This window comes from Serratia sp. CY27727, assembly GCF_052169275.1.
Classification (GTDB): Bacteria; Pseudomonadota; Gammaproteobacteria; order Enterobacterales; family Enterobacteriaceae; genus Serratia; species Serratia sarumanii.
The window spans coordinates 473785-497892 of the sequence record NZ_JBJNLB010000002.1 but is presented as its reverse complement, the minus strand read 5'-3'; the positions used below and the strand labels follow the sequence as shown (position 1 = coordinate 497892).

Sequence of the window (24108 nt, the reverse complement as noted above, 5' to 3'; positions counted from 1 at the left end):
CTTATGCATGACATAAATACCGTAAGCGTTATACGATTGAGCTGTTAACTGAAAACCTAAAAAAGATAAGAGGGAATATTATTTTATTTTTATAAAAAATAAAGCCACAAAAACACAAATAAATAAACTCAATAAAAAACAACTAGATAGAATCTATTTTGATTTCCCAGCAATGGATTAACCACATTTCATTCATTAATAAAATAAATGAGATAAACAAATTAAAAAAACGAATAGGATTATATTTAAGATAAGCCAGGGTAATTTAAAAACGCCCAGCACATCGCTATTGAATAGAGAATTTTCTTAATTGAAAACACGCCTCTTTCGGCTGCGCTATTCCAAAGCATACGATATCGGAATATCCTATACTCTTTGCAGGATGCAGTTTCCTTCCCCTTGAATGCCGGTACAGGGAGTCAAAAATGGCTATTTTCGCCCCCTTGCGGGCAACTCTTTCAGCATTATTGGCAGAATTATCTGATGAATAAAAAACGTCCCGTCTTGACCCCGGCAACCCTGTTATTGCTGCAGCCGATCTGTATCGGTTCGGCCCTGGCGGCGGAGCAAAAAGACAGCGACACCCTGGTGGTGATGGCGCAACCCACCGGATTGACGGAGCTGGGGTCGCCGGTCTCCGTCAGCGTGATCGACGGCGAAGACCTGCGCAACGCCGCGCCGCAGATTAACCTGTCGGAAAACCTCGGCAGCGTGCCAGGCCTGCAGATCCAAAACCGGCAAAACTATGCGCAGGATCTGCAGCTGTCGATACGCGGGTTCGGTAGCCGCTCGATGTTCGGCGTGCGCGGGGTGCGCATGTACGTCGACGGCATTCCCGCCACCATGCCCGACGGCCAGGGGCAAACCTCCAATATCGACATCAATTCCGTCGAACGCATCGAGGTGCTGCGCGGCCCCTATTCCGCGCTGTACGGCAACGCCTCGGGCGGGGTCATCAATGTTGACACTATTACCGGCACCCAGCCGCCGACGCTGGAAGCCGGCGGCTATTTCGGCAGCGACAACACCTGGCGCTACGGGGTGAAAGCGACCGGCGCCACCGGCGACGGCACCCAGGCCGGCGACGTCAACTACGCCATCTCCGGCACCCGCTTTACCACCCAGGGCTACCGCGATCACAGCGCCGCGCGGAAAAACCTCGGCAACGGCAAGCTCGGCGTGCGGCTGGACGACGTCGGCACCCTGACGCTGATGTTCAACAGCGTCTCAATCGATGCCGGCGATCCGGGCGGCCTGACCGAGGCGGAATGGAAGGAAAACCCGCGCCAGGCGCCGCGCGCGGATCAATACAACACCCGCAAATCGCTCGACCAGACCCAGGCCGGCCTGCGCTATCAACGCCAGATGAGCGAGCGCGACGAACTGACCCTGACCGCCTACCACGGCGAGCGCCACACCACGCAGTACCAATCAATCCCGATGGGGCCGCAGCTCAACCCCACCCACGCCGGCGGGGTGATCGTGCTGGAAAGAAAATATCAGGGCATTGACACTCGCTGGAAGCATGAGGATACTCTCGCATCGTTACCGGTAACACTGATCGGCGGTCTGGATTATGAAACCATGACCGAACGCCGGCAGGGGTTCGAAAACTTTATTCTGCGAGACGGCACAGTGGACTACGGCGAGAAAGGCGACCAGCGGCGCAACGAGAAGAACCGCATCTGGAACCTGGATCCTTACCTGCAAACCTCCTGGCAACTGACGCCGCACTGGACGCTGGATGCCGGCCTGCGCTACAGCACGGTCAGCTTCGACTCGACCGACTATTACATCACGCCGCGCAACGGCGACGACAGCGGCAGCAAGCGCTACCACCAGTGGCTGCCGATGGGCTCGCTCAACTACAAGATCAATCCGGCGTGGAACCTTTATCTCTCCGCCGGCCGCGGCTTTGAAACCCCCACCATCAACGAGCTCTCATACCGCCCCGACGGCCAGGCGGGCCTCAACATCGGCCTGCAGCCGTCTACCAGCGACACCGTTGAGCTGGGCAGCAAGCTGCGCCTCGGCAACGGCCTGGTGAGCGCCGCCCTGTTCCAGACCGAGACCGACAACGAACTGGTGGTGGCGGAAAGCAGCGGCGGGCGCACCAGCTATGCCAACGCCGGCAAAACCCGGCGGCGTGGCCTCGAACTGGCGCTGGATCAGGAGTTTGCGCTGGACTGGCGCCTGAATATGGCCTGGACGCTGCTGGACGCCACCTACCGCAGCGATATGTGCGGTAAATCCGGCTGTACCCCCGCCGGCAATCGCCTGCCGGGCATCGCACGCAATATGGGCTACGCCTCGCTGGCCTGGGCGCCGCCGGAAGGCTGGCACGCCGGCGCGGAGCTGCGCTACATGAGCGACATTCAGGCCAACGACGCCAACAGCGCGCAGGCGCCCTCTTACACCGTGGCCGGCGTAAACGCCGGTTATCGCTTTACCTGGAACCGCTGGGCGCTGGACGTGTTCAGCCGGGTAGACAATGTGTTCGATCGCCGTTACGTCGGTTCGGTGATCGTCAACGAAGGCAACGGCCGCTATTTCGAGCCGGCGCCGGGTCGCAACTGGGGTGGCGGCGCCACCTTGTCTTACCGCTTTGAATAAGGCAAAGCACCTTAAGGTTAAAAAACGGGATGGGTTTTACGTCACCCTAGCGGCTTCCCGCTGAAATATTAGGGATAAACCGCGTGTTTTTTCCGATTTGGCTTAATCTCTAAATCGGGGACTTTCATTTTTGGTAAGGGTATTGCTATGCAAAATAAAGCGTCACTATCGCCGCTTATCGTCATAACGGCGCTATTTGCCGCGCTGAGCGGGCTTTATCTGCTCGGCGGCGGCATTTGGCTGGCCAAGTTGGGCGGTTCGCTGTATTACATCATCGCCGGGCTGGTGCTGCTGGCGACCTCCTGGCTGCTGTTCCGCCGCCGCGCCACCGCGCTGCTGCTGTACGCGGTATTCCTGCTGGGCACCACTATTTGGGCCCTGTGGGAAGTCGGCCCGGACTTCTGGGCGCTGACGCCGCGCCTGGACGTCACCTTCTTCTTCGGCCTGTGGCTGGTGCTGCCGTTTATCTACCGTAAGCTGGTCGCCAACGGCAAGTTCGCCTACGGTGCGCTGAGCGCGGCGCTGGCAATCACCGTCATCGCACTGGCCTATGCCGTATTCAACGATCCGCAAGAGATCAACGGCACTCTCAACGCCGCGCAGGTGCAGCCGAAAGACGCCAACGGCGCCGACTGGCCGGCCTATGGCCGCACCCAGGAAGGCACCCGTTACTCGCCGCTGAGCCAGATCAACGACAAAAACGTTGGCCAGCTGCAAGAGGTTTGGCGTTTCCAGACCGGCGATCTGAAGACCGCCAACGATCCGGGTGAGATCACCAACGAAGTCACGCCGATCAAGATCCGCGATACCCTTTACATGTGTACGCCGCACCAGAAGCTGTTCGCGCTGGATGCCGCCACCGGTAAAGAAAAGTGGAAATTTGATCCGCAGCTGAAGTACAACCCGACCTTCCAGCACATCACCTGCCGCGGCGTGTCTTACCACGAAACCGCTGCAGCCGCGGGCGCCGCCGGCGATGCCGCACCGGCGATGTGCGCGCGCCGCATCATTCTGCCGGTCAACGACGGTCGCCTGTTCGCGCTGGACGCCGACACCGGCAAACCCTGCCCGGACTTCGCCAACAACGGCGAGTTGAACCTGCAGAGCAACATGCCGTATGCGACGCCGGGCCACTACGAGCCGACTTCGCCACCGGTGATCACCGATAAAGTGATCGTCATCGCCGGCGCCGTGACCGACAACTACTCCAACCGCGAGCCTTCCGGCGTCATTCGCGGCTTCGACGTCAACAGCGGCAAGCTGCTGTGGGCCTTCGATCCGGGCGCGAAAGATCCGAACGCCATCCCGGCGGACGAGCATCACTTCGTGCCGAACTCGCCGAACTCCTGGGCGCCGGCCGCCTATGACGCCAAGCTGGATATCGTCTATCTGCCGATGGGCGTTTCCACGCCGGACATCTGGGGCGGCGATCGCACCCCGGAAATGGAGCGCTACGCCAGCGGCCTGCTGGCGCTGAACGCCTCCACCGGCAAGCTGGCCTGGTTCTATCAGACGGTACACCACGACCTGTGGGATATGGACGTGCCGGCGCAGCCGACCCTGGCGGACATTACCGACAAGAGCGGTAAAAAAGTGCCGGTCATCTACGTGCCGACCAAAACCGGCAACATCTTCGTGCTGAACCGCACCAACGGCGAGTTGGTGGTGCCGGCCCCGGAGAAACCGGTACCGCAGGGCCCGGCCAAAGGCGACCGCCTGTCGCCGACCCAGCCGTTCTCCGAGCTGACCTTCCGTCCTGAGAAGAAGCTGACCGGTGCGGACATGTGGGGCGCGACCATCTATGACCAGCTGGTCTGCCGCGTGATGTTCCACAACCTGCGTTATGAAGGCACCTTCACCCCGCCGTCCGAGCAGGGCACGCTGGTGTTCCCGGGTAACCTCGGCATGTTCGAGTGGGGCGGCCTGGCCGTCGATACCGATCGCGAAATCGCCATCGCCAACCCGATCGCGCTGCCGTTCGTGTCCAAGCTGATCCCACGCGGCCCAGGCAACCCGATTGAGCCGCCGGAAGGCGACAAGGGCGGCAGCGGCACCGAGTCCGGCGTACAGCCGCAGTATGGCGTGCCGTTCGGCGTGACCCTGAACCCGTTCCTGTCACCGTTCGGTCTGCCGTGCAAACAGCCGGCCTGGGGTTACATTTCCGCCGTGGATCTGAAAACCAATGACATCGTGTGGAAAAAACGCATCGGCACCGTGCGCGACAGCTCCCCGCTGCCGCTGCCATTCAAAATGGGCATGCCGATGCTGGGCGGCCCGGTGACCACCGCCGGTAACGTGTTCTTCATCGGCGCCACCGCAGACAACTACCTGCGCGCCTTCAGCGTGACCAACGGTGAAAAACTGTGGGAAGCGCGCTTGCCGGCCGGAGGCCAGGCGACGCCGATGACCTATGAGGTCAACGGCAAGCAGTACGTGCTGATCTTCGCCGGCGGCCACGGTTCCTTCGGCACCAAGCTGGGTGACTATCTGGTCGCTTACGCCCTGCCCGACCAGAAGTAACCGCTGCAGTTAATACCGCGCAAAGCACGCCGCAAGGCGTGCTTTTTCTTTTCCCGCCCCGCCGACTGCCCCTCGTAATACCCTTAATTTTTTCACTCTCATTATTGATAATGGTTATCATTCGCAATATTATGAGTGCGTGGCCCCGGCAGCGGCCCGAAATCCTTCTCCAGCTTAATGGGCAATACAACGATCGGCCGCCTGCGGGCGGCTTTATTCGGAGGCGCATGGTCGACCATACTCGGAAGCATCGAAAGAAAATTCTGCAAGCGGCGGTGAAGACGCGGCGCGCCGCTCTGCCGCTCGCGGCGAACTCCCCAGCCACTGCGCATTTTATTGGTTTGCCCCATCAGACGGAGGCCGTGCTGGTGCACCTGGTCGGCCATGATGACGCACAAGAGGAGCATGAATGAACCTGCAGCCCTTTACCGCCATGCTGATGTTCGCCTACGTGCTGTTGATGGTGCCGCTGCTCTACATCATCGACAGCCGGCTGAGCGCCAGCAAACTGGTGCGCAAAGCCACACAAAACGTCATCATCATCGTGTTGACGCTACTGTTCTTCAGCGCGATGACGCTGCTGTATTGACGTTGCCGCGGCTGTCGGCGGCGGCTCGTCACCCGGCGTCCGAGCGCCTCATCCGCGGATATTTCCACAGCCAGCGCCCGCTGACCATGCGCCAATAGAACAAGGCGCCGCGCACTGCCCAATCGAGGAACATCCCCAACCAGACGCCCACCACGCCCATGCCCAGTTCAATGCCCAGTGCGTAGCCCGCCACCACGCGGCAGCCCCACATGCCCAGCATCGTCACCCACATGGCAAAGCGGGCATCGCGCGCGCCTTTCAGCCCGGCAGGCAACACCCAGGAAGCGGCCCAGATCGGCATAAAGGCGGCGTTGAGCCAAATCAGGGTTTTCACCACCGATTTCACGTCATCCTGCGAGGTATAAAACGCGGCGAATACCCCGGCCAGCGGCGCCGTGCCCCAGGCGATGGCGGTTAGCCCAAGGGTAGACAGCCAGAAAATATGACGCAGCTGCCGCTCCGCCTGGCCGATCTCGCCTTTGCCGAGCCGCCGGCCGACGATGATGGTCGAGGCCGATCCCAACGCGTTGCCCGGCAAGTTGATCAACGAAGCGATGGAGAAGGCGATGAAGTTACCGGCGATCACGTTGGTGCCCATGCCGGCGACGAACATCTGCGTCAACAGCTTGCCGCCGTTGAACAACACCGATTCGACGCTGGCGGGAATGCCGATCCCCAGCACTTCCCACAGGATGCTCATCTTCAGCGGCGTGAAATAGCTTTTCAGCGTGATGTGCAGCGCCGGGTTAAAACCGATCGCCAGCACATAGAGAATGGCGATGGCGCCGATATAGCGGGAAATCGTCAGCCCCAGCCCGGCGCCGACGAAGCCCAGCCCGTGCCAACCCAGCATGCCGTAAATCAGGATGCTGCTGATGATGATATTGAGGATATTCATGCCGCCATTGATCAGCAGCGGGATCTTGGTGTTGCCCGCGCCGCGCAGGGCGCCGCTGCCGATCAGCGCAATCGCCGCCGCCGGGTAGCTCCACACCGTGGTCTGCAGGTAAGAGAGCGCCAGCGCTTTCACTTCCGGCGAGGCCGCGCCGGCGATCACATCGATGATCGGTTCGCCCGCCAGATGAATGCCCGCCGCCAACAGCAGCGCCACGCCGGTCATCAAGACCAGCGACTGACGCGCCGCCGCCCGCGCGCGCCTGCGATCCCGCTTGCCGAGGCTGAAGGCCACCACCACGGTGGTGCCGAGATCCACCGCGGCAAAAAAGGCGATGATCACCATGTTGAAGCTGTCCGCCAGCCCCACCCCGGCCATCGCCTCTTTGCCGAGCCAGCTCACCAGAAAGGTGCTCAGCACCCCCATCAGCAGCACGCAGGCGTTCTCCAGGAAGATCGGCACCGCCAGCGGCGTGATCTCGCGCCAGAACAGCACGCGGTAGCTTTTCCGTTTGGCGTACCAGGGCGTATTTTCCACGCGCTGACGCAGGGCGGCATACAGGTTCAAGGTGGGCTCGGTGGATAAAAGTGAAACATCATTTCAAATGATGATCGATAAATCGTTATCCTGCAAAGAATTTTTGGGCGCCCGTGACGAGCGCCCGACAGGCTTGCCGCAACGCTACTCCATGTAGTCTTCCTGATCGGCCTGCGCCGCCGCGATAAAGCGCGCGGTGCTGCGGCTGAGCGTGGCGCATTTATCCGTCAGCAGCTGATTATCCTGTTGCAGAGCCAGATAGCGCGCCTGGGTGAGCGCCGGCAGCTGCCGATACCCTGCCGCATGCGTGTCCCAGCCGCGGTGCTGCGCCGTACGCATCGCGGTGCGCTGCAATTTCACATCGTCCGGCACTTCGCTGCGCCCGCACGCCACGCGCAGGAAATGCCCGCCGGCCAGCATCAGAGCGATGTGATCCAACTGCGCCTGCAGCGGCGGCGCCGGTTTATGCGCCGTCTGCTGACAACCCGCAAGCAGCAGCAACGCCACCGCGCCGCAAAGAGAAGTGCGAAACAGACTAGACATGGGCGCTCCCGGAAACCTGTGGGTGATGCAATGATCTTAGGTGAGTGGATGCCTGGCGGCAAGGCGGGCTACACGCTTAGTGCCGGCCGCTGCTGACCTTGGTGGCGCGGGCGGGGTTGCCGGCGACGAACTCCAGCGTGGGGGAATAGTAAAACGGCAGCCAAGCGTTATAGCCGCTCTCCCACTCCCATTTGACCGGGCAGGGCCACAGCATGTCTTCATGCAGGATGTAATAGATCCACCGCCCGGGCGGACGGCGCGGTTTGCGCGTTTTCATAGCGGGTTCGACGGCCTGATGGAATGCGATAGGGTGAACTGCTGCATTTTACCGCGATTTGGGTCGCGGGGACAGCCTGCGTTGCCGTGCGCAATGCCCGCCGAACCTCGCCCGCTGATTCGGCGTAAAGCCCGCCGTTTTACTGATCCAGAACATCTTTCGCATTCACCTTGCTGATATATTGATTGAAAATCATTCCTATTCAGGAGGAAGGGTCATGGTTAAGTCACTGAATGCGGCATTCACGCGCCTTTTTGATCGCCCGGACGCCGGTAAGTTGGCGCTCAGACTGACCTTCGGCGGGCTGATGCTGTTTCACGGCGTGGCGAAAATTCAGCATGGCGTCGGCTGGATCGCCGATGCGTTACAACAACAGGGGCTGCCCGCCTTCATTGCCTATGGCGTGTATGTTGGGGAGATCCTGGCGCCGATACTGATCGTTTTGGGGCTGTTCACCCGCCCCGCCGCGCTGGTTTACGCCCTCACGCTGGTGGTGGCGTTTCTGATGGTGGGCACCGGCAAGGTGTTTACCGTCACCGACGTCGGCGCCTGGGGCATTGAAAACGAACTGGTGTTCTTTATGGGTGGGGTCGTCATCCTGCTGCTGGGCAGCGGGAAATACGCGATCGCGCGCAATGAAGCCTATCGGTAAGCGGCACTATTAAAAGGAGGTTCCTGATTCGAACCTCCTTTTTGCATGCCTAAGGTTTGGCAAGCAGCGTGTTCGCCATGAAAGACAGTAAGGCGGTCGAGTGAGGGTAGGCTGCACGGTTCTCGGTAACCTCGCGATCAAACCGCCAGTTCATGATGTAAACCACAGGCGCATTCGGATATTGGTTAATAAAATCCCAATACAGTTGAATTTGCGCATGCAGTTGCTGGTCGTTCATTCCTAACGATGCCGTGGAAGGCGGTACCAACACCCACTTTTGTCCGGCTGCGCTTATCGGCGCCAGGCGGTTGTAGGTACTCCACATATCCGCCACCGACCAGTTGTAGTTATCCACCCCAACCCAATCGGGCGTGCTTTTTACGTTGGCCGGACACGCGGTCGCAGGCGCGCCCTGCTGTATTTCACGGATCCATTCGGCGTTGTTGGCATGCCGGTAGGACAAGATGGTGTAGATGGGGATCGCGACGCCATACTGCTGCATGGCCTGCCGCAGGGTGCAAACATAGCTTGAATATTGGTAAGCGTCGTATTTCCCCGCGGTCTGTAACGCGGGAACGTCGAACGGCTCATCGATAAAATAAATGGCGCCGGGCTTATGTTTGGCTTCGGCGATCTTTTTCACCGCCGTCCAAATGGCGTTCCAGGAACCCGCGGCCTGACAACTGCCGTTCGAGTCTGCGCCAGGGCAGATATCGATAAACGGCGATCCCGAGACCGCACCCGAACCAGCCTGAATGTTCACGGCGCAGGTGCCACCGGCGCAAACGGGCAGATTGAGGCTTGCCAACGTGTGCACCACGTTCAGATTGGTCATACTGAAGCCGGTGCCGGTAATCGCCTTAAGCGCCTCTGTGGCGCTGAAAGACGGCGTGGCAGTTGCATAAAAGTCCAGCCAGTCATAGCCGTAATACTTGATATTGGCGTTGGGGCCCGCCGCCAGCGCGTTGGCGCCGATCAGGCACCAGCACAGCAGTGCAAAACGTTTCAGCATACTCTTCTCCTTCAAACCCTCGTCGATGTTAGCCAAAGGTGGGCGGCAAACGGCGCCGACCACCGGAAACACCATCGTGACACCGGCTATCGACGATGGCCCGCCGTCTGTGTTGTGCCGCTGCAGAACGAACGCTGAGTCAGGTTTGAGGAATACGTCGCGTCGGTTTTCTTGCCGAACGGCGAGGAGATGCGGGTAAAAAAAGGATCGTAGAAGAGCCAGGCGGAGACCGGCGGGAATCAAGCCTCATAATATAAACCGCCGGCTATCGGCCATTAACTCTCGGCCAGGCGGTACACCGGGACCTTGCGCGTCGTGCCGGTCAGGGTGTCGAAGATCTCGGTTTCCGCCGTCACGATCGCCATGCCGGTTTTTCTTAGCCTGCGCACCTCGGCGGCAATGCGCTGAATGCCGAACCAGAACAATCCATCCAGCGCCGTTACCGGCAGCCCCTGCTCCAGCGCCAGCTTGAGCCGCTCACGCGGCGCTTTGAGCGCCTTGGCGATTTCCCGGTAAGGCAGCGCGTCCACGCCCGACGCCGAGGTTCGATGAATACGGGTCGACAGGCTGTACTGAAAGGCCTCCGGCACGCCGCTCAAATCGCTTTTCAGGCTGTAGACACAGCCGAAACGCTTGCCGTTGAACACCACATTTTTTTGACTTATCGACAGCTGATCGCGCAGGCCGGCGATCAGCTGCGGCGCCCGCACCAGCAATAAGCGAAACGGCAATTCGAAACTGGTCACATAGTCCACGTTGAGCAGCGCAATGCGCAGACGCTCTTCCGCCCCGGCCTGCGTCTCGCGGCACTCGTTCAGCACCTCACGCCACTGGTGCGCAAGCCGCGGGGCCTCATCCAGCGGCGCGAAATGGTATTTCTCGATGTGATAGTCGATTTTCTCGTTCATGTCCGTTGGCCCCCGCGTCAGTCATCTTTGCCAACAGCAAATTACCTTACCCGCGGGCAACAGTACAACACCGTATGACTCACCTGGCGCGGTAAAAAACCGGCGTTAACTCCGGCAGGTACCCAAAGTTCAAGATTAGTCGTGCAACAGCAGCGATATCTCTTCCGCGGCCGAGCGCAATAAAGGCAAGTGGTGCTGATACAAACGCTCTGCGGAAACCTGGCTGGCATGCACACCGACGTTCAACGCCGCGGCGATACGGCCGTCCGGCGTGGTGAGCGGCACCGCCAGTGAACGCAGGCCAATCTCCAGTTCCTGATCGTTGATGGCATATCCCTGCTGACGCACGCGCGCCAGCTCTTCCCGCAATGCGCTAACGCTCACCAGGGTATGGCTGGTGTAACGCAGTTGCGTCAGCCGCGCCAAATAGTTATTCAACGGCTCATTGGCGAGCCCGCTCAGCAGAACCCGCCCCATCGACGTCGTGCTGGCAGGTAAGCGACTGCCGACGTGCAAATCGATGGTCATGATCCGCGAAGTCGATGCGCGGGCGATATAAAGAATGTCATCACCGTCCAATATGGCCATGGAACAGGACTCATTGAGCGTCTGGCTGAGTTGCCTCAACACCGGTTGCGCGGCGTTGGCCAACGGCGAAGCCGCCAGCCAGTTATGGCCCAGCGACAAGACGCGCGGGCGCAGCTCATAATTCTTGCCGTCTTCCGCGTACACAAAGCCCAGCTTACTCAGGGTGTAAAGGCAGCGGCGCACCGCCGCGCGCGGAATGCCGGTACGCTGGCTAATCTGCGATACCGACATCAGCCGCCGCTGCGGCGTAAAAGCCTGCAGAACTTCCAATCCTCGCGCCAAAGAGGCCATAAAGTCGGGATCCCCCTTCCAGGGATCGGTGCTGCTGCGCGTAATTTCCTGTCCTTTTTCCATTCTCGTTACCCCGCTGTCTGCCTGAAATTTCGGTGTGCCGACGATCACAGCCTGCGAACCTTTGTTAAACAATAGCCGATAATCGCACGCTTTTTCGATAATCGGTATTGTTTGCCTGAAAGGGACGATCTACTTTTCCCATTGACGATAGACACTCCCCCGGCGGGCATCGAACAAAAGGAACAACAGATGATCGATAAAAGTGTGGCCACCCTGGAAGATGCCGTGTCCATCATTCCGGACGGCGCGAGCATCATGATTGGCGGCTTTGGCCCCGCGGGACAGCCGCTGGAACTGATCGATGCGCTGATTGAACGCGGTGCCCGCGAGCTGACGGTAATCAGCAATAACGCCGGCAACGGCGACAGCGGCCTCGCGGCGCTGCTCAAGACCGGCTGTGTGCGAAAGATGATTTGCTCCTTCCCGCGCCAGGCCGATTCGTGGGTCTTCGACGATCTTTATCGCCGCGGCGCGATCGAACTGGAACTGGTGCCGCAGGGCAACCTGGCGGCCCGCATGCAGGCCGCCGGCAGCGGGTTGGGCGGCATTTTCACCCCAACCGCCTTTGGCACGCCGCTGGCGCAAGGCAAAGAAACGCGTGAAATCGACGGGCGTCATTACGTGTTTGAAACGCCCTTAAAGGCGGATTTCGCCTTGATAAAGGCCCATCGGGGTGACCGCTGGGGCAATCTGGTTTACCGCAAAGCGGCGCGTAATTTTGGCCCGGTGATGGCGATGGCCGCCGCCACGACGATAGCGCAGGTCGCTGAATTGGTGCCGTTGGGCGCACTGGATCCGGAAAACGTGATAACGCCGGGCATCTTCGTCCAACGCCTGGTGGCGGTGGCGCGCCCCGCGACCTTTTCCCTCTCTGCCTGAGGAGTAGAACATGCAAAAATTAACCCGCGACCAATTAGCCCAACGGGTGGCGCGCGATATTCCGGAAGGCGCCTACGTCAACCTCGGAATAGGGCTGCCGACCCGCATCGCTAACTACCTGCCCGCCGACAAAGAAGTGATTCTGCACAGCGAAAACGGCCTGCTCGGCATGGGGCCGTCACCCGCGCCGGGCGAAGAAGATCCGGAACTCATCAACGCCGGCAAAGAGCTGGTGACCTTGCTGCCCGGCGGCAGTTATTTCCATCACGCCGACTCTTTTACCATGATGCGCGGCGGCCATCTCGATATCTGCGTGATGGGGGCGTATCAGGTCTCGGCTGCCGGCGATCTGGCCAACTGGAGCACCGGCGCCGAAGACGCGATCCCGGCAGTGGGCGGCGCCATGGATCTGGCCATCGGCGCGCGCAAAGTCTATGTGATGATGGACTACCTGACCAAGACCGGCGAATGCAAGCTGGTGGAACAGTGCAGCTACCCGTTGACCGGGTTGGCCTGCGTCAGCCGCATCTATTCGGATATGGCAATCATTGATATCACCCCGGACGGCCCGCGGGTGCTGGAGCTGTGTCCGGGGCTCACCTTTGACGCGCTGCAAGCGTTAACCCCGATACGTTTACTGCAATCTGACCTGATCCCCGCTTGAGGAAATCGCCATGCAACAGGCTTTAATCTGCGATGCCGTTCGTACGCCCTTTGGCCGTTACGGCGGCGCATTATCCGCGCTGCGCGCCGACGATTTGGCCGCTCTGCCCCTGAAGGCGCTGCTTGCCAGGCTGCCGCAGCTGGATCCCCAGGCCATTGATGACGTTATTCTGGGGTGCGCCAACCAGGCCGGTGAAGACAACCGCAACGTGGCGCGAATGGCGCTGCTGCTGGCCGGATTGCCGCACTCCGTGCCGGGCACTACCCTCAATCGCCTGTGCGGTTCGGGATTGGACGCGGTAGGTATGGCGGCGCGCGCCATTAAATGCGGCGAAGCGGAGGTCATCATCGCGGGCGGCGTGGAAAGCATGTCGCGCGCGCCCTTTGTCACCGGCAAAGCGGACAGCGCCTTCAGCCGATCGCTGAAAATGGAAGATACGACGATGGGATGGCGCTTTATCAACCCGCAAATGCGCGCTCAGTTCGGTGTCGAAACCATGCCTGAAACCGCCGAAAATGTGGCTCGCGAATTCGCCATCAGCCGCGCCGATCAAGACGCCTTTGCATTGCGCAGCCAACAACGCACCGCCCGCGCTCAGGAGCTGGGCCTGTTTGATGAGGAACTGATCGCCGTCAGCATTCCGCAACGCAAAGGCGAACCGCTCAACTTGGTTCGCGACGAACATCCCCGCAGCACCTCTTTGGCCGCGCTGTCCGCACTGAAAGGCGTCGTACACGCCGAGGGGAGCGTCACCGCCGGCAACGCCTCGGGCATCAACGACGGGGCCAGCGCCCTGCTCATTGCCAGCGAACGCGCGGCGGTGCAGTATGGACTCGCCCCGCTGGCGCGGGTGGTCGCCATGTCCGCCTGCGGCGTAGAGCCGCGCATCATGGGTTACGGGCCGGTTCCCGCGGTCCGCAAGGTACTGGCGCAAACCGGTTTGAGCCTGGCGCAAATGGACGTCATCGAGTTGAATGAAGCCTTTGCCGCCCAAGCGCTGGCCGTGACGCGCGCCCTGGGGTTACCGGATGATGCGGAACAGGTCAACCCTAACGGCGGCGCCATCGCGCTGGGCCATCCTCTGGGCGCATCCGGCGGCAGGCTGGCCATGACCGCCGCTTATCAGCTGCGTCGCACCGGCGGGCGCTTTGCCCTGTGCACCATGTGCGTAGGTGTTGGGCAGGGCGTCGCCTTGATTCTGGAACGGATATAACCAATGTCACTCTATAGCGCAATGTTTATGACGTCGCCATTAACGCCCTGCTTCAGCGATACGGCCCTGCTACAGGGCATGCTCGATTTCGAAGCCGGCCTGGCGCAAGCCCTGGCATCTGCAGGGATTATCGATGACGAGTCGGCTCAAATCATACGCAGCCACTGCCGGGCGGAAAAACTCGACGCCGCCGCGCTGGCGCAGTCCGCCGGATTGGCGGGCAACTTAGCGATTCCGCTCGTCAAACAGTTGACGGCGCTGGTGGCTCAACGCTCGCCGGACGCGGCGCGCTTCGTTCACTGGGGGGCAACCAGTCAGGATGCGATTGACAGCGGGCTGGTGCTGCAACTGCGCAGCGCGCTCAACCAAACCGACACGCTGCTCAATCAGTTGATTGCGGCGCTGACGGCGCAATGTCGGCGCCATAGCGCAACGTTAATGGTCGGCCGCACCTGGCTGCAACACGCGTTACCCACGACGCTGGGGCTGAAGTTGGCCGGCACGCTGGACGCCTTGCTGCGCTTTCGGGTTCGTCTGGCTGAAATGCGGCCACGCGTGCTGGCGCTGCAATTCGGCGGTGCCGCCGGCACGCTCGCCTCATTCGGCGAGCAGGGAGAACGCGTCGAGCAGGCGCTGGCGGAAGCGCTGGCGCTGCCGCGCAGCGCCACGCCGTGGCATACCCAACGCGACCGGTTGCTGGAACTGGCCGGCTGGTATGCCGGACTCACGGGCACGCTCGGCAAGCTGGCGCGTGACATGTCGCTGTTGATGCAAACCGAGGTCGCTGAAATCAGCGAACCTTCGGCTCCGGGTCGCGGCGGCTCCTCCACCATGCCGCATAAGCGTAATCCGGTACTCTGCGCCGCCATCCTCAGCGCGGCTAACCGCTTGCCTGCGCTGATGGCGGGATTGTATGCCGGCCAGGTGCAAGAGCACGAACGCGCGCTGGGAGGCTGGCAGGCCGAGTGGCAAAGCCTGCCGCAGCTCCTGGTGCTGAGCGGAGCGGCAATGGCGCAAAGCCTTGACCTCGTTAACGGCCTGGAGGTGCATGAAGCGGCGATGCGGCGCAATCTGGCGCTGACGCAGGGGCAGATCATGGCTGAATCGGTTTCCCTGGCCTTAGCCCCGCTTCTCGGCAGCCAGCAGGCGCACCAGCATATCGCGCAATGTTGCCGCCAGGCTCAGGCAACGCAGCAATCCCTGTTAACCCTGCTGTGCGCCGATGCGGAAGTCTCTTCCCGACTCAGCCGGGAAGCTCTGGAGACGTTGCTCGATCCGGCCAATGCCACAGGCAGCGCACAGCGTTTCATTCAACAAGTTCTGGCATCGGCCGAAAAGGAGCAATGATGTTGAATTATGTCCTGGAAGGGCCCGAAAACGCCCCGGTCATTCTGTTCAGCAACTCGCTGGGGACGTCATTGGCAATGTGGCAACCGCAGCGCGACGCGCTCATCTCCCACTATCGCATTCTGCGCTACGACGTTGCCGGCCACGGCGCATCGCCGCCCGGTGAACAACCCGGATCGCTGGCGCTGCTGGGCAGACAGGTGCTGTCATTGCTGGACGCTCTGGCGATTGAGCGCGTCCATTTTTGCGGTATCTCCATGGGGGGGTTAACGGGATTATGGCTGGCGCGTTTTCATCCCGAGCGCTTGCTGACGTTGACCATCGCCAATAGCGCAGCAAAAATTGGAACGGCGGCGAATTGGCGACAACGCGCCGCGCAAGTGCGTCAGTCGGGGATGTCCGCCGTCAGCGATGGCGCAGCATCACGCTGGTTCACGCCGGCATTTTGCCAATCCGCCCCCGCCAGGGTGCAAGCATTATTGCAACAGCTTACCGCCTGCGATCCCAACAGCTATGCCGCTTGCTGCGAAGCATTGGCGAACGCCGATTTACGCGCCGAGTTGGAAGGGATCCTCGTGCCGACGCTGATTATCGCCGGACATGACGACGCGGTAACCACCGTCGATGATGCCAAAGCGTTAGTGGCGGGCATTCCCGGCGCTCAATGCGTCATCTTGCCCGCCTCTCACCTTTCCAGCGTCGAGGCCTGGCGGGCATTCAATCGCACTTTCCGGGCCTTTTTGGATGAACAGCTCACGCAGCGGCAACGCTATCAGCAAGGCATGACGGTGCGCAGAGCCGTATTGGGCGATGAACATGTCGATAATACCCTCGCGGCGCTGTCGCCGTTCAACGAGGAATTTCAACATTTCATCACTCGCTACGCCTGGGGGGAAATGTGGACGCGTCCGGGTCTGTCGCGCCATACCCGCAGCCTGATCACCATCGCAATGTTGATCGCCTTGAATCGCGAAGCTGAACTGAAAATGCATATACGAGCCGCCTTCAACAACGGCGTCACGCGCGAAGAGCTCAAAGAAGTCCTGATGCATGCGGCGCTTTACTGCGGGCTGCCCGCCTCGAACGCCGCCTTTCATTTGGCGCAATCCGTCTTTGCCGAACACGATGCCGGGCAGCCGCCGGTCGAATAGAACAGCCGTTTATACCGGCACATCCAGTACTCTCTGACGCAGCGCTGCGACCAGGCGCTGCTGCTCAGGGGGCGTGAACGCCTCTTGCCGGGTAATGATGCCCAACGGTTCTGCCATTCCCTGAGTAGGCAACGGCAGCGCACGCAGGTGATTGCCGAACAGATCGTCGCGCACCGCGCCGTAAGGCACCAGCCAAACATAGCCATACTGCAACGTCAGGCAGCGCGCCAGCGTGACCGACAAGGTCTCGACGCAGCCTTCCGGCACGGCCAGCCCGTGGCTGACAATGAGCGCTTCCGCATTCTGGCGCGGTACGGTCCCACGCGGTGAGAGCACCAATGGCCAACTCAGGGCCTCCGCCAGCGTGACATCCGCATGCAGCAGCGGATGATGGGGGGAAACCACCAGCCGCAGCGTTTCATGATACAGCAGCTCGAAATTGAGCCCCTCCATGCGAGAGGGGTCTGACATACGCCCTATCCCTAAGGTTAATTGCCCGGATCTCACCGCCATCATCAGCGCATCGTTGGCCAGCGTCGAAACCTGCATGCGCCAACCTGGCGATTGCTGCTGCAACCCCACCACGACCGGCGCGACCAAACTCACCAGCGTGGTGGGCAGCGCCCCGATATGCAGCGGCGCCGGCAGCGCCTCGCTGTCCGATGCGACCGTACGCCCCAACACATTCAGCGCATCCAAAACGCGCCCCGCATCCTGCAGGAAACGCGCCCCGGCGGCGGTCAGCTCTGCCCCCTGCCGGCTGCGCGAAAACAGGCGCTCGCCGGCCAGGCTTTCCAGTTCATTGAGCGTTTTGGAGAGGGCGGGCTGCGTGATGCCCAATTGCTGTGCGGCGCGCACCAGCGTCCCCTGCTGCGCGGTAGCGACAAAGGCGTGCAGATGACGCAGGCGGATGCGTTGGCTAAAGCGAGAAGTCATGTTCATGATTTATAGTATTAACTTGCCGCCAACGCGGCAAGCTCATTCACAGGGCGAACGGAGGTCAAATATCAAAAAAAACGGTCTCGTTCTCGCCCTGTAGCCAGATATCGAAATGGTATACCGTCTGATCACCGCGCTGCCGCCTTTGCGCCAATAACGTGCCGCGCCGTTTCTCCCATTCAATGAGGTTCAACACCGGATCTTCAGCGTTCGCCGCCTGTTCATCGGCGAAGTAAAGACGCGTGTTCAACCCGATGTTGATGCCGCGGGCCACGATCCATAAATTGAGGTGAGGCGCCATCAGCCGGCCATCGCGCCCCATCACTCTGCCCGGTTTGACCGTCTCAAATTGCCACAGGCCGCTGGTGAAATCCGAACAGGTTCGCCCCCAGCCGCGAAAAGCGGGGTCGTCGGGTTTATCTCGTTGGCCGTCGGCGGGGTGCTGATATCGCCCGGCGGCGTTGGCCTGCCAGACTTCAACCAGCGCGTCTCGCACCGGCGTGCCGGTACCGTCATAGACATGCCCTTCCACCACGATGCGTTCCCCGCGCGTTTCCGGTTGCGTCAACACATGGGTGAAATTACGCTCAAAAATGTCAAAACCGGCGGCATGCGGCGCCAAACCGATGTGCACATAAGGGCCGGCGGTTTGCGAGGCCGTTTCAGACAAATACTTTTTCATCATGCGGCTCCCTGTGTACGGTTCTCAAACCACGTGGCCCGATGGCCGCGCAGCACCAGATCGAAGCGGTAGGCCAGGCTGTCCAGCGGCACGGCGGCGTGCATATCCAGCTCGGCAATCAGCGTGCGCATCGCATCGTCGCTGCCTACTGACTGCAAGATGGGGCAACGAACGAGCAACGGATCGCCTTCGAAATACATCTGCGTGATCAACCGCTGCGCGAACGCCTCGCCGGAGAGCGAGAAGTGAATATGCGCCGGACGCCAGTCGCTGACCTGATTGCGCCAGGGGTACGGGCCCGGCTTGATGGTGCGAAAACAGTAATACCCGTTGTCGTCGGTCAGCATCCTGCCGCAGCCGCCAAAATTGGGATCGATAGGCGCCAGATACTGATCCTTCTTGTGACGATAGCGCCCTCCCGCATTGGCCTGCCATACCTCGACCAGGGCGTTGCGCACCGGCGCCCCGAAGGCATCGCGCACATATCCATGCACGATGATCCGCTCGCCGATCGGTAAGCCGTCTTTGGCGTAGTTCAGAATCAGATCGTGATCAATCGGGCCGATATCCGTTGGCGTGAACACGGGTGCGGTCAGTTCAGACAGCGAGTTTTGCAATGAAATTAATGCATTGCGCGGCGATCGCAGCACGCTGGTTTTATACAGCGGCGCCAGCGCAGGCGGGTGATGGCTGTAATCGCGATGCACCAGTTCTCGCGCCATCCAATCACTTTTCATCCCGGTATCCTTATTATTTGAGGGTACATGTCGACAGAGTGTAGGAAGCGCAATATGTAAAAGTAAAGTGAGAAAACCGATCGCTTTATATAACCAAAAGTCATGGAATGTTCTGAATTGACGAAACATTTCATTTGGTCATAACAGGTTTCAATTCCCGTCGGTGGTCCGCCTCGCTACTGAATGGTCGCTTTCAGGTCATCCATGACCGCTTAACTGGAGGCAATGATGAAACGTTCTATCGCGACGGTCTCGGTATCGGGCTCGCTGCCGGAAAAACTGCGGGCTATATCGCCGCCGCAGGCTTTGATGGCGTCGAAATTTTCGATAACGATCTGGTCTATTACCCCGGTTCACCGGCGCAAATTCGTGATCTGTGCGCCGAACTGGGCCTGGAAATTTTGCTGTTCCAGCCGTTTCGGGACCTCGAAGGCGGCCCGCGCGAAAGCCTGGCGCAGAACCTTTCACGCGCAGCGCGCAAGTTCGACGTCATGCAGCAATTGGGCTGCTCGCGCATGCTGCTCTGCAGTAATGTCTCGCCCGACAGCAGCGAAGACATGGCCACGCAAGTGAGCGATTTGCGCGCGTTGGCGGAGTTGGCCGCCGAGTATGATATTACTGTCGGTTATGAAGCGCTGGCATGGGGACGTCACGTGAACCTGTGGCGCGACGCCTGGGCGCGGGTTAAGGCCGTAGACCATCCGGCGCTGGGGATCATTCTCGATACAAACGGTAAGACGAAAAGACGGTTTGATAACGCCGGCAAAGGGGCGGGACAGGGAAATAAGAACGACAGCCGATAAGAACGGTGGTTTTACTGTGATGGGGATCGTTGAAAGATTTATTCGTAAGTGATTGAATAGTGGCGGAGAGAGGGGGATTTGAACCCCCGGTAGAGTTGCCCCTACTCCAGTTTTCGAGACTGGTCCGTTCAGCCGCTCCGGCATCTCTCCTGACAACGCTTGCTATCATGCCCGCTTTTGCGGCATTTTTACAGCATTAGCATACCGCTGAACGTTCAAGTGATGAGTTTACGAGCAACCTGATGATTAAATGGCCGTGGAAAGCGACTCAACCCTCTCAATCCCAGGCAGACATCGAGGCCCAGTGGCAGGACGCGCTGGCGATCCCGCTGCTGTCGCCGCTGAATGAGCAGGAGCGGCAGCGGCTGGTGGCCGTCGCCGGGCAAATCTTGCAGCAAAAGCGCATCGTGCCGCTGCAGGGGCTGCAGCTCACCTCACAAATGCAGGCGCGCATCGCCCTGCTGTTCGCCCTGCCGGTACTGGAGCTCGGCGCGGAGTGCCTCGACGGCTTCAACGAAATCCTGCTCTACCCCACCCCGTTCGTGGTGGAAGACGAATGGCAGGACGAAATCGGCCTGGTGCACTCGGGGCCGGTGGTGCAGTCCGGCCAGAGCTGGGAACAGGGGCCGATCGTGCTCAATTGGCAAGACGTGCAGGACTCTTTCGATCTCTCCGGTTTCAATCTGGTGATCCACGAAGCGGTGCACAAGCTGGATATGCGCAACGGCGGCGTCGCCACCGGCGTGCCGCCGATCCCGCTGCGCGAGGTGGCCGCCTGGGAACATGACCTGCACGCCGCAATGGAAAGCCTGCAGGACGAGATCGACATGGTCGGCGAAGAGGCCGCCAGCATGGACGCCTACGCCGCCACCGATGCGGCCGAGTGCTTCGCCGTGCTGTCGGAGTATTTTTTCAGCGCCCCCGAGCTGCTGGCAGAACGCTTTCCGGCGCTGTATCAGCACTTTTGCCGCTTCTACCGCCAGGATCCGCTGGCTCGCCTGCTGCGCGGCCAGGCGGAAAACGACGCGCAATGGGCTGACTGACGGGCATATTGCTCAGATACCGAGCAGTCGCGCCGCCTGGGGCAATTTAGCGTTGACACACCCGGGGCGGCTGGATATGATGCGCCCCGTTCACACGATTCCTCTGTAGTTCAGTCGGTAGAACGGCGGACTGTTAATCCGTATGTCACTGGTTCGAGTCCAGTCAGAGGAGCCATATTTAGAGAAGCCCGCTTAAGGAAACTTAAGCGGGCTTTTTGCTGTTGGGCGTTTACAGCCCGCGTTTTTCCATCAGCAGCGCCAGATCGACCAAGCGGTTGGAGAAGCCCCACTCGTTGTCATACCAGGCGAGCACCTTCACCAGATTGCCGCCGATGACCAGCGTGGACAGGCCGTCGATGATCGACGAGCGCGCGTCGCCCCGATAGTCGCTCGACACCAGCGGTTCATCGCTGTACCCCAGGATCCCTTTCAGCGGGCCGGACGCCGCCGCCGCGCGGAAAGCGGCGTTGATCTCCTCCACCGTCGCCGGGCGTTTCAGCGTCACCGTCAGATCGACGATCGAGACGACCGGCACCGGCACCCGCAGCGAGTAACCGGTCAACCTGCCGTCGAGATCCGGGATCACCTTGCCGAGCGCCTTGGCCGCGCCGCTGGAGTAAGGCACGATCGACTCCGCCGCCGCCCGCGCGCCGCGCAGATCTTTTTCCGGCTGATCGTGCAGCGCCTGGCTGTTGGTATAGGCGTGGGTGGTGTTCATCAGCCCGTATTCGATGCCGAACGCCTGATGCAACACCTGCGCGGCGGGCGCCAGCCCGTTGGTGGTACAGCTGCCGTTGCTGACCACTTTATGCCGCGCCGGATCGTAGAGCTGGTCGTTAACCCCCATGACGATGGTGATGTCGTCGTTCTTGGCCGGCGCCGAGATAATCACCCGCTTAGCGCCGCCGTGCGTGATGTGCACTTCCGCCTTGGCTTTATCGGTAAAGAAGCCCGTCGCTTCGATCACCACGTCCACGCCCACGCTGCGCCAGGGGATCTCGGCGGGATCGCGCTGCGAAAACACCTGAATTGGCCGGCCGTCCAGCAGCAGCTGGTTGTCGCCGGCTTCCACTTTGGCCGCCAGCGTGCCAGAAAGCGTGTCGTATTTCAGCAGGTGCGCCAGCGTCTTGCTGTCCGTCAGATCGTTGATCGCCACCACTTCAAAATCGCTGCGCCCCAGCGCCGCGCGCAGCACGTTGCGCCCGATCCTGCCGAAGCCGTTAATGCCTACTTTCACCATGATGCTCTCCTCGTTTGGGCTTTGCCTCCAATCTAGCCCTGCCCCGAGGCGGCGTAAATGACGTTTAACGATCAATTTACGCCAAATTGCGCGCGTGGAAGCGTTCGCGGTATTCGCTCGGGGTCAGCTGCAGTTTGCGCTCAAACACCCGCCGCAGGTTAAGGCCGTTGCCGAAGCCGGTGGCCAGCGCGATCTGTTCGATGCCCTCCGTACTCTGCTCGAGGCGCTGTCTGGCGGTATGCAACCGCCCCTCTTCGACGAATTTGGCGGGAGAAATGCCCGTCTCGCGGGTGAATACGCGGGTAAAGTTGCGCGGGCTCATCGCCACGCGTTCGGCCAACCGATCGACGCTGAGATCGTCGGCGAGGTTTTCCAGGATCCAGCACTGCAGGTCGCGGATCGGGCCCGGCGATTTGGCCTGGTTGAGCGGGTAGCGGCTGAACTGCGCCTGCCCGCCGGGGCGACGTAGAAACATCACCAGATCCTGCGCCACTTCGCGCGCCTGCACGAAGCCGTAATCGTCCTCCACCAGCGCCAGCGTCAGATCGAAGCCGGAACTGACGCCGCCGGAGGTCCAGATCGGCCCGTCCTGCACGTAGATCGGGCCGTTTTCGACCTGCACCCGCGGGAAGCGTGCTTGCAACGTTTCCGCCAGCCGCCAGTGGGTAGTCGCCCGCCGCCCGTCCAGCAACCCGGCTTCGGCCAGCAGCAGAGCCCCGCCGCAAACGGAAGCGATACGGCGCGCCTGCGGCGCCGCGCGGCGCAGCCAATCCGCCACCAGGGCGCCCTCTTCTTCAGTCGCCCCCTTGCCGGCGACAATGACGGTATCGCGCGGCAGGGCCGGATCGAGATCCGCCAGGCGGTGGTCGGCCAACAGGCTCAGCCCGGACAGGCCGTGTACCACCCGATGGGATTGCGTGGTGGCGACCGCGATCTGATACAGCGGCGCCTCGGCAGGGCTCAGACGGTTAGCCTGCATCAGGATATCGGCGATGCCCGCTGCTTCGAACAGCATGCCCCCTTCAGGGACGATAATCAGGAATGTATGCATGGCGATAATAGGAAGAACAAGCAAAACAGGTCAGACAGCCACTGTATAAGAAAAGCCTCGCCGGTTCACCCTGCGTGCATAAAAAAGCCCGCCGGCAAGCGCCGACGGGCCAACAAAGCACTGTCCTCAAGCCTGCGGCAGGCTCACCCCGCCGGCGCGCGCCAATTGCGCCAGCAGCGCCGTTTGAAACGCCTCGTCGTATACCGCCGCGTGAGGTTCGAAGCGCTGTTGATGGTGCCAATAGCCGCCGGACGCCAGAGCCTGCGGCTCATCGCTGCTCACCAGCCACGCCTGCGTCACATGCCCCAGCGCCAGATCGTCTGGCGCATCCGCGCCGCCCATTTTGGTCGGCACCCAGCCGGGATCGACCGCGCTGCTGATCACGTCAGGCCACAGGCGCGCCACGGCGGCGGCCAGCGCGGTGACGAACAGTTTGCTGTCCGAATAGGAGCCGGCTGCGCCGCCGAGCCAGTCCACGCCGCTCAGTTCCGCCACGCCGTCAAAGTGCATGCTGCTGCTCAGATAGACGATACGCTTGGGGCGTTCGATCAGGGCCGTCAGCAGGTAGGGCGCAACGACGTTCACCGGCATCACCTGCGGCCCGGTAAACATACCGGCGTTGTGGATCACCGCGTCCGGGCGGCCGAGGCGGTTGACCTGCTCGGCAAGCTGCCGGATCTGCTGCACATCGGACAGATCGCCGATCGTCGCCTGTGCGCCGCGATCCAGCAGATCGCGCACCGCGTCCAAACGGCCGGGCTCACGCGCATGCAGAATTACCTGATGCCCTTCGTCCAACAGCGTTTGCGCGGCGGCGCGGCCCAGCCCGTCTACCGAACCGGTAATGAAAATGCGTGACATGCCACTCCTC

Annotated in this window: 23 protein-coding genes, 2 tRNA genes and 1 pseudogene; 13 read left to right on the top strand and 13 right to left on the bottom strand. The window is 60.9% G+C overall.

Going from position 1 to position 24108, the window contains the following annotated elements; translation table 11 throughout:
• Positions 1-480: 480 nt before the first annotated feature.
• The 4 genes from pqqU to ACJ8HB_RS07185 all read left to right on the top strand — a co-directional run bounded on the left by pqqU (position 481) and on the right by ACJ8HB_RS07185 (position 5722).
• Positions 481-2613 (top strand): TonB-dependent receptor PqqU, encoded by a 2133-nt coding sequence (gene pqqU / locus ACJ8HB_RS07200; RefSeq protein WP_170943481.1) that lies wholly within the window; start codon positions 481-483, stop codon positions 2611-2613.
• 147 nt (positions 2614-2760) lie between these two features.
• A complete protein-coding gene (locus ACJ8HB_RS07195; RefSeq protein WP_094859960.1) occupies positions 2761-5133 on the top strand; it encodes a glucose/quinate/shikimate family membrane-bound PQQ-dependent dehydrogenase in 2373 nt (790 codons plus the stop codon).
• Between the two features lie 227 nt (positions 5134-5360).
• The gene (locus tag ACJ8HB_RS07190; protein ID WP_033638531.1) at positions 5361-5546 is read left to right on the top strand and encodes a hypothetical protein; all 186 of its coding nucleotides are present in this window, start codon (positions 5361-5363) and stop codon (positions 5544-5546) included.
• A complete protein-coding gene (locus ACJ8HB_RS07185; RefSeq protein ID WP_033635123.1) occupies positions 5543-5722 on the top strand; it encodes a hypothetical protein in 180 nt (59 codons plus the stop codon). Before ACJ8HB_RS07190 ends, ACJ8HB_RS07185 begins: the two co-directional genes overlap by 4 nt.
• 28 nt (positions 5723-5750) lie before the next feature.
• On the opposite strand, the gene ACJ8HB_RS07180 is transcribed toward ACJ8HB_RS07185, so the two are convergent.
• The 3 genes from ACJ8HB_RS07180 to ACJ8HB_RS07170 form a co-directional block, all read right to left on the bottom strand.
• Positions 5751-7184, bottom strand: a complete 1434-nt coding sequence (locus ACJ8HB_RS07180) for an EmmdR/YeeO family multidrug/toxin efflux MATE transporter (protein ID WP_060422425.1) — start codon at positions 7182-7184, stop codon at positions 5751-5753.
• Between the two features lie 114 nt (positions 7185-7298).
• Positions 7299-7697 (bottom strand): type II secretion system pilot lipoprotein GspS, encoded by a 399-nt coding sequence (gene gspS, locus ACJ8HB_RS07175; protein ID WP_047571465.1) that lies wholly within the window; start codon positions 7695-7697, stop codon positions 7299-7301.
• Positions 7698-7773: 76 nt separating this feature from the next.
• The gene (locus tag ACJ8HB_RS07170; protein WP_047571463.1) at positions 7774-7974 is read right to left on the bottom strand and encodes a hypothetical protein; all 201 of its coding nucleotides are present in this window, start codon (positions 7972-7974) and stop codon (positions 7774-7776) included.
• Between the two features lie 217 nt (positions 7975-8191).
• Here ACJ8HB_RS07170 and ACJ8HB_RS07165 point away from each other — a divergent pair, with 217 nt between their 5' ends.
• A complete protein-coding gene (locus ACJ8HB_RS07165) occupies positions 8192-8626 on the top strand; it encodes a DoxX family protein (RefSeq protein ID WP_033635133.1) in 435 nt (144 codons plus the stop codon).
• A gap of 49 nt (positions 8627-8675) precedes the next feature.
• Here the strand turns inward: ACJ8HB_RS07165 and ACJ8HB_RS07160 are convergent, their stop codons facing one another.
• The 3 genes from ACJ8HB_RS07160 to ACJ8HB_RS07150 form a co-directional block, all read right to left on the bottom strand.
• The gene (locus ACJ8HB_RS07160) at positions 8676-9638 is read right to left on the bottom strand and encodes a hypothetical protein (RefSeq protein ID WP_094859961.1); all 963 of its coding nucleotides are present in this window, start codon (positions 9636-9638) and stop codon (positions 8676-8678) included.
• 275 nt (positions 9639-9913) lie between these two features.
• Positions 9914-10546, bottom strand: coding sequence for a helix-turn-helix domain-containing protein (locus ACJ8HB_RS07155; protein ID WP_047571460.1), 633 nt, complete (start codon positions 10544-10546; stop codon positions 9914-9916).
• Positions 10547-10681: 135 nt separating this feature from the next.
• A complete protein-coding gene (locus ACJ8HB_RS07150; RefSeq protein ID WP_047571458.1) occupies positions 10682-11488 on the bottom strand; it encodes an IclR family transcriptional regulator domain-containing protein in 807 nt (268 codons plus the stop codon).
• Positions 11489-11677: 189 nt separating this feature from the next.
• Here ACJ8HB_RS07150 and ACJ8HB_RS07145 point away from each other — a divergent pair, with 189 nt between their 5' ends.
• The 5 genes from ACJ8HB_RS07145 to pcaDC are packed head-to-tail and all read left to right on the top strand — an operon-like array spanning position 11678 to position 16742.
• On the top strand, positions 11678-12367 hold the full coding sequence (locus ACJ8HB_RS07145; RefSeq protein WP_033647888.1) for a 3-oxoacid CoA-transferase subunit A: 690 nt from the start codon (positions 11678-11680) through the stop codon (positions 12365-12367).
• A 10-nt stretch (positions 12368-12377) separates the two neighbouring features.
• Positions 12378-13031: a 3-oxoacid CoA-transferase subunit B gene (locus ACJ8HB_RS07140; protein WP_047571456.1), complete on the top strand. Its 654-nt coding sequence runs from the start codon at positions 12378-12380 to the stop codon at positions 13029-13031.
• Positions 13032-13041: 10 nt separating this feature from the next.
• Positions 13042-14244, top strand: a complete 1203-nt coding sequence (gene pcaF, locus ACJ8HB_RS07135; RefSeq protein WP_047571455.1) for a 3-oxoadipyl-CoA thiolase — start codon at positions 13042-13044, stop codon at positions 14242-14244.
• Between the two features lie 3 nt (positions 14245-14247).
• Positions 14248-15591 (top strand): 3-carboxy-cis,cis-muconate cycloisomerase, encoded by a 1344-nt coding sequence (locus ACJ8HB_RS07130; protein ID WP_047571453.1) that lies wholly within the window; start codon positions 14248-14250, stop codon positions 15589-15591.
• Positions 15588-16742 (top strand): bifunctional 3-oxoadipate enol-lactonase/4-carboxymuconolactone decarboxylase PcaDC, encoded by a 1155-nt coding sequence (pcaDC, locus tag ACJ8HB_RS07125; protein WP_047571452.1) that lies wholly within the window; start codon positions 15588-15590, stop codon positions 16740-16742. Before ACJ8HB_RS07130 ends, pcaDC begins: the two co-directional genes overlap by 4 nt.
• Before the next feature lie 9 nt (positions 16743-16751).
• Here the strand turns inward: pcaDC and ACJ8HB_RS07120 are convergent, their stop codons facing one another.
• Genes ACJ8HB_RS07120 through pcaH form a run of 3 tightly spaced genes read right to left on the bottom strand, consistent with a single transcriptional unit; the run spans position 16752 to position 19100 of the window.
• Entirely contained in the window at positions 16752-17684 is a 933-nt protein-coding gene (locus tag ACJ8HB_RS07120) for a LysR substrate-binding domain-containing protein (protein ID WP_033635142.1), read from the bottom strand.
• A gap of 58 nt (positions 17685-17742) precedes the next feature.
• Entirely contained in the window at positions 17743-18363 is a 621-nt protein-coding gene (pcaG, locus tag ACJ8HB_RS07115; protein WP_047571450.1) for a protocatechuate 3,4-dioxygenase subunit alpha, read from the bottom strand.
• Positions 18363-19100 (bottom strand): protocatechuate 3,4-dioxygenase subunit beta, encoded by a 738-nt coding sequence (pcaH, locus tag ACJ8HB_RS07110; protein ID WP_033647894.1) that lies wholly within the window; start codon positions 19098-19100, stop codon positions 18363-18365. Before pcaH ends, pcaG begins: the two co-directional genes overlap by 1 nt.
• A gap of 228 nt (positions 19101-19328) precedes the next feature.
• On the opposite strand from pcaH, the pseudogene ACJ8HB_RS07105 reads away from it, so the two are divergent.
• Positions 19329-19828 (top strand): annotated as a pseudogene (locus ACJ8HB_RS07105) (sugar phosphate isomerase/epimerase family protein); the annotation flags it as partial.
• Between the two features lie 135 nt (positions 19829-19963).
• On the opposite strand, the gene ACJ8HB_RS07100 reads toward ACJ8HB_RS07105, so the two are convergent.
• A tRNA-Ser gene (locus ACJ8HB_RS07100) sits at positions 19964-20053 on the bottom strand.
• Positions 20054-20145: 92 nt separating this feature from the next.
• Between ACJ8HB_RS07100 and mtfA the strand changes: the two genes are divergently transcribed.
• Entirely contained in the window at positions 20146-20946 is an 801-nt protein-coding gene (gene mtfA, locus ACJ8HB_RS07095) for a DgsA anti-repressor MtfA (protein WP_033635147.1), read from the top strand.
• Between the two features lie 99 nt (positions 20947-21045).
• Positions 21046-21121: transfer RNA gene (locus ACJ8HB_RS07090), tRNA-Asn, on the top strand.
• Positions 21122-21175: 54 nt separating this feature from the next.
• Here the strand turns inward: ACJ8HB_RS07090 and gap are convergent.
• The 3 genes from gap to ACJ8HB_RS07075 form a co-directional block, all read right to left on the bottom strand.
• Positions 21176-22186 carry a type I glyceraldehyde-3-phosphate dehydrogenase gene (gap, locus tag ACJ8HB_RS07085; protein ID WP_047571446.1) on the bottom strand — a complete coding sequence of 337 codons (1011 nt, stop codon included), beginning with the start codon at positions 22184-22186 and terminating at the stop codon, positions 21176-21178.
• 76 nt (positions 22187-22262) lie between these two features.
• The gene (locus ACJ8HB_RS07080; RefSeq protein ID WP_047571444.1) at positions 22263-23237 is read right to left on the bottom strand and encodes a GlxA family transcriptional regulator; all 975 of its coding nucleotides are present in this window, start codon (positions 23235-23237) and stop codon (positions 22263-22265) included.
• 126 nt (positions 23238-23363) lie between these two features.
• Positions 23364-24098 (bottom strand): SDR family NAD(P)-dependent oxidoreductase, encoded by a 735-nt coding sequence (locus ACJ8HB_RS07075; RefSeq protein WP_033647899.1) that lies wholly within the window; start codon positions 24096-24098, stop codon positions 23364-23366.
• Positions 24099-24108 lie beyond the last annotated feature (10 nt).

Bases quoted from the DNA above. Each gene is read 5' to 3' on its own strand.
- ACJ8HB_RS07195 (WP_094859960.1), top strand. From the start codon at position 2,761: ATGCAAAATAAAGCGTCACTATCGCCGCTTATCGTCATAACGGCGCTA.
- ACJ8HB_RS07190 (WP_033638531.1), top strand. From the start codon at position 5,361: ATGGTCGACCATACTCGGAAGCATCGAAAGAAAATTCTGCAAGCGGCG.
- ACJ8HB_RS07185 (WP_033635123.1), top strand. From the start codon at position 5,543: ATGAACCTGCAGCCCTTTACCGCCATGCTGATGTTCGCCTACGTGCTG.
- gspS (WP_047571465.1), bottom strand. From the start codon at position 7,697: ATGTCTAGTCTGTTTCGCACTTCTCTTTGCGGCGCGGTGGCGTTGCTG.
- ACJ8HB_RS07170 (WP_047571463.1), bottom strand. From the start codon at position 7,974: ATGAAAACGCGCAAACCGCGCCGTCCGCCCGGGCGGTGGATCTATTAC.
- ACJ8HB_RS07165 (WP_033635133.1), top strand. From the start codon at position 8,192: ATGGTTAAGTCACTGAATGCGGCATTCACGCGCCTTTTTGATCGCCCG.
- ACJ8HB_RS07160 (WP_094859961.1), bottom strand. From the start codon at position 9,638: ATGCTGAAACGTTTTGCACTGCTGTGCTGGTGCCTGATCGGCGCCAAC.
- ACJ8HB_RS07155 (WP_047571460.1), bottom strand. From the start codon at position 10,546: ATGAACGAGAAAATCGACTATCACATCGAGAAATACCATTTCGCGCCG.
- ACJ8HB_RS07150 (WP_047571458.1), bottom strand. From the start codon at position 11,488: ATGGAAAAAGGACAGGAAATTACGCGCAGCAGCACCGATCCCTGGAAG.
- ACJ8HB_RS07145 (WP_033647888.1), top strand. From the start codon at position 11,678: ATGATCGATAAAAGTGTGGCCACCCTGGAAGATGCCGTGTCCATCATT.
- ACJ8HB_RS07140 (WP_047571456.1), top strand. From the start codon at position 12,378: ATGCAAAAATTAACCCGCGACCAATTAGCCCAACGGGTGGCGCGCGAT.
- pcaF (WP_047571455.1), top strand. From the start codon at position 13,042: ATGCAACAGGCTTTAATCTGCGATGCCGTTCGTACGCCCTTTGGCCGT.
- ACJ8HB_RS07130 (WP_047571453.1), top strand. From the start codon at position 14,248: ATGTCACTCTATAGCGCAATGTTTATGACGTCGCCATTAACGCCCTGC.
- pcaDC (WP_047571452.1), top strand. From the start codon at position 15,588: ATGATGTTGAATTATGTCCTGGAAGGGCCCGAAAACGCCCCGGTCATT.
- ACJ8HB_RS07120 (WP_033635142.1), bottom strand. From the start codon at position 17,684: ATGAACATGACTTCTCGCTTTAGCCAACGCATCCGCCTGCGTCATCTG.
- pcaG (WP_047571450.1), bottom strand. From the start codon at position 18,363: ATGAAAAAGTATTTGTCTGAAACGGCCTCGCAAACCGCCGGCCCTTAT.
- pcaH (WP_033647894.1), bottom strand. From the start codon at position 19,100: ATGAAAAGTGATTGGATGGCGCGAGAACTGGTGCATCGCGATTACAGC.
- mtfA (WP_033635147.1), top strand. From the start codon at position 20,146: ATGATTAAATGGCCGTGGAAAGCGACTCAACCCTCTCAATCCCAGGCA.
- gap (WP_047571446.1), bottom strand. From the start codon at position 22,186: ATGGTGAAAGTAGGCATTAACGGCTTCGGCAGGATCGGGCGCAACGTG.
- ACJ8HB_RS07080 (WP_047571444.1), bottom strand. From the start codon at position 23,237: ATGCATACATTCCTGATTATCGTCCCTGAAGGGGGCATGCTGTTCGAA.
- ACJ8HB_RS07075 (WP_033647899.1), bottom strand. From the start codon at position 24,098: ATGTCACGCATTTTCATTACCGGTTCGGTAGACGGGCTGGGCCGCGCC.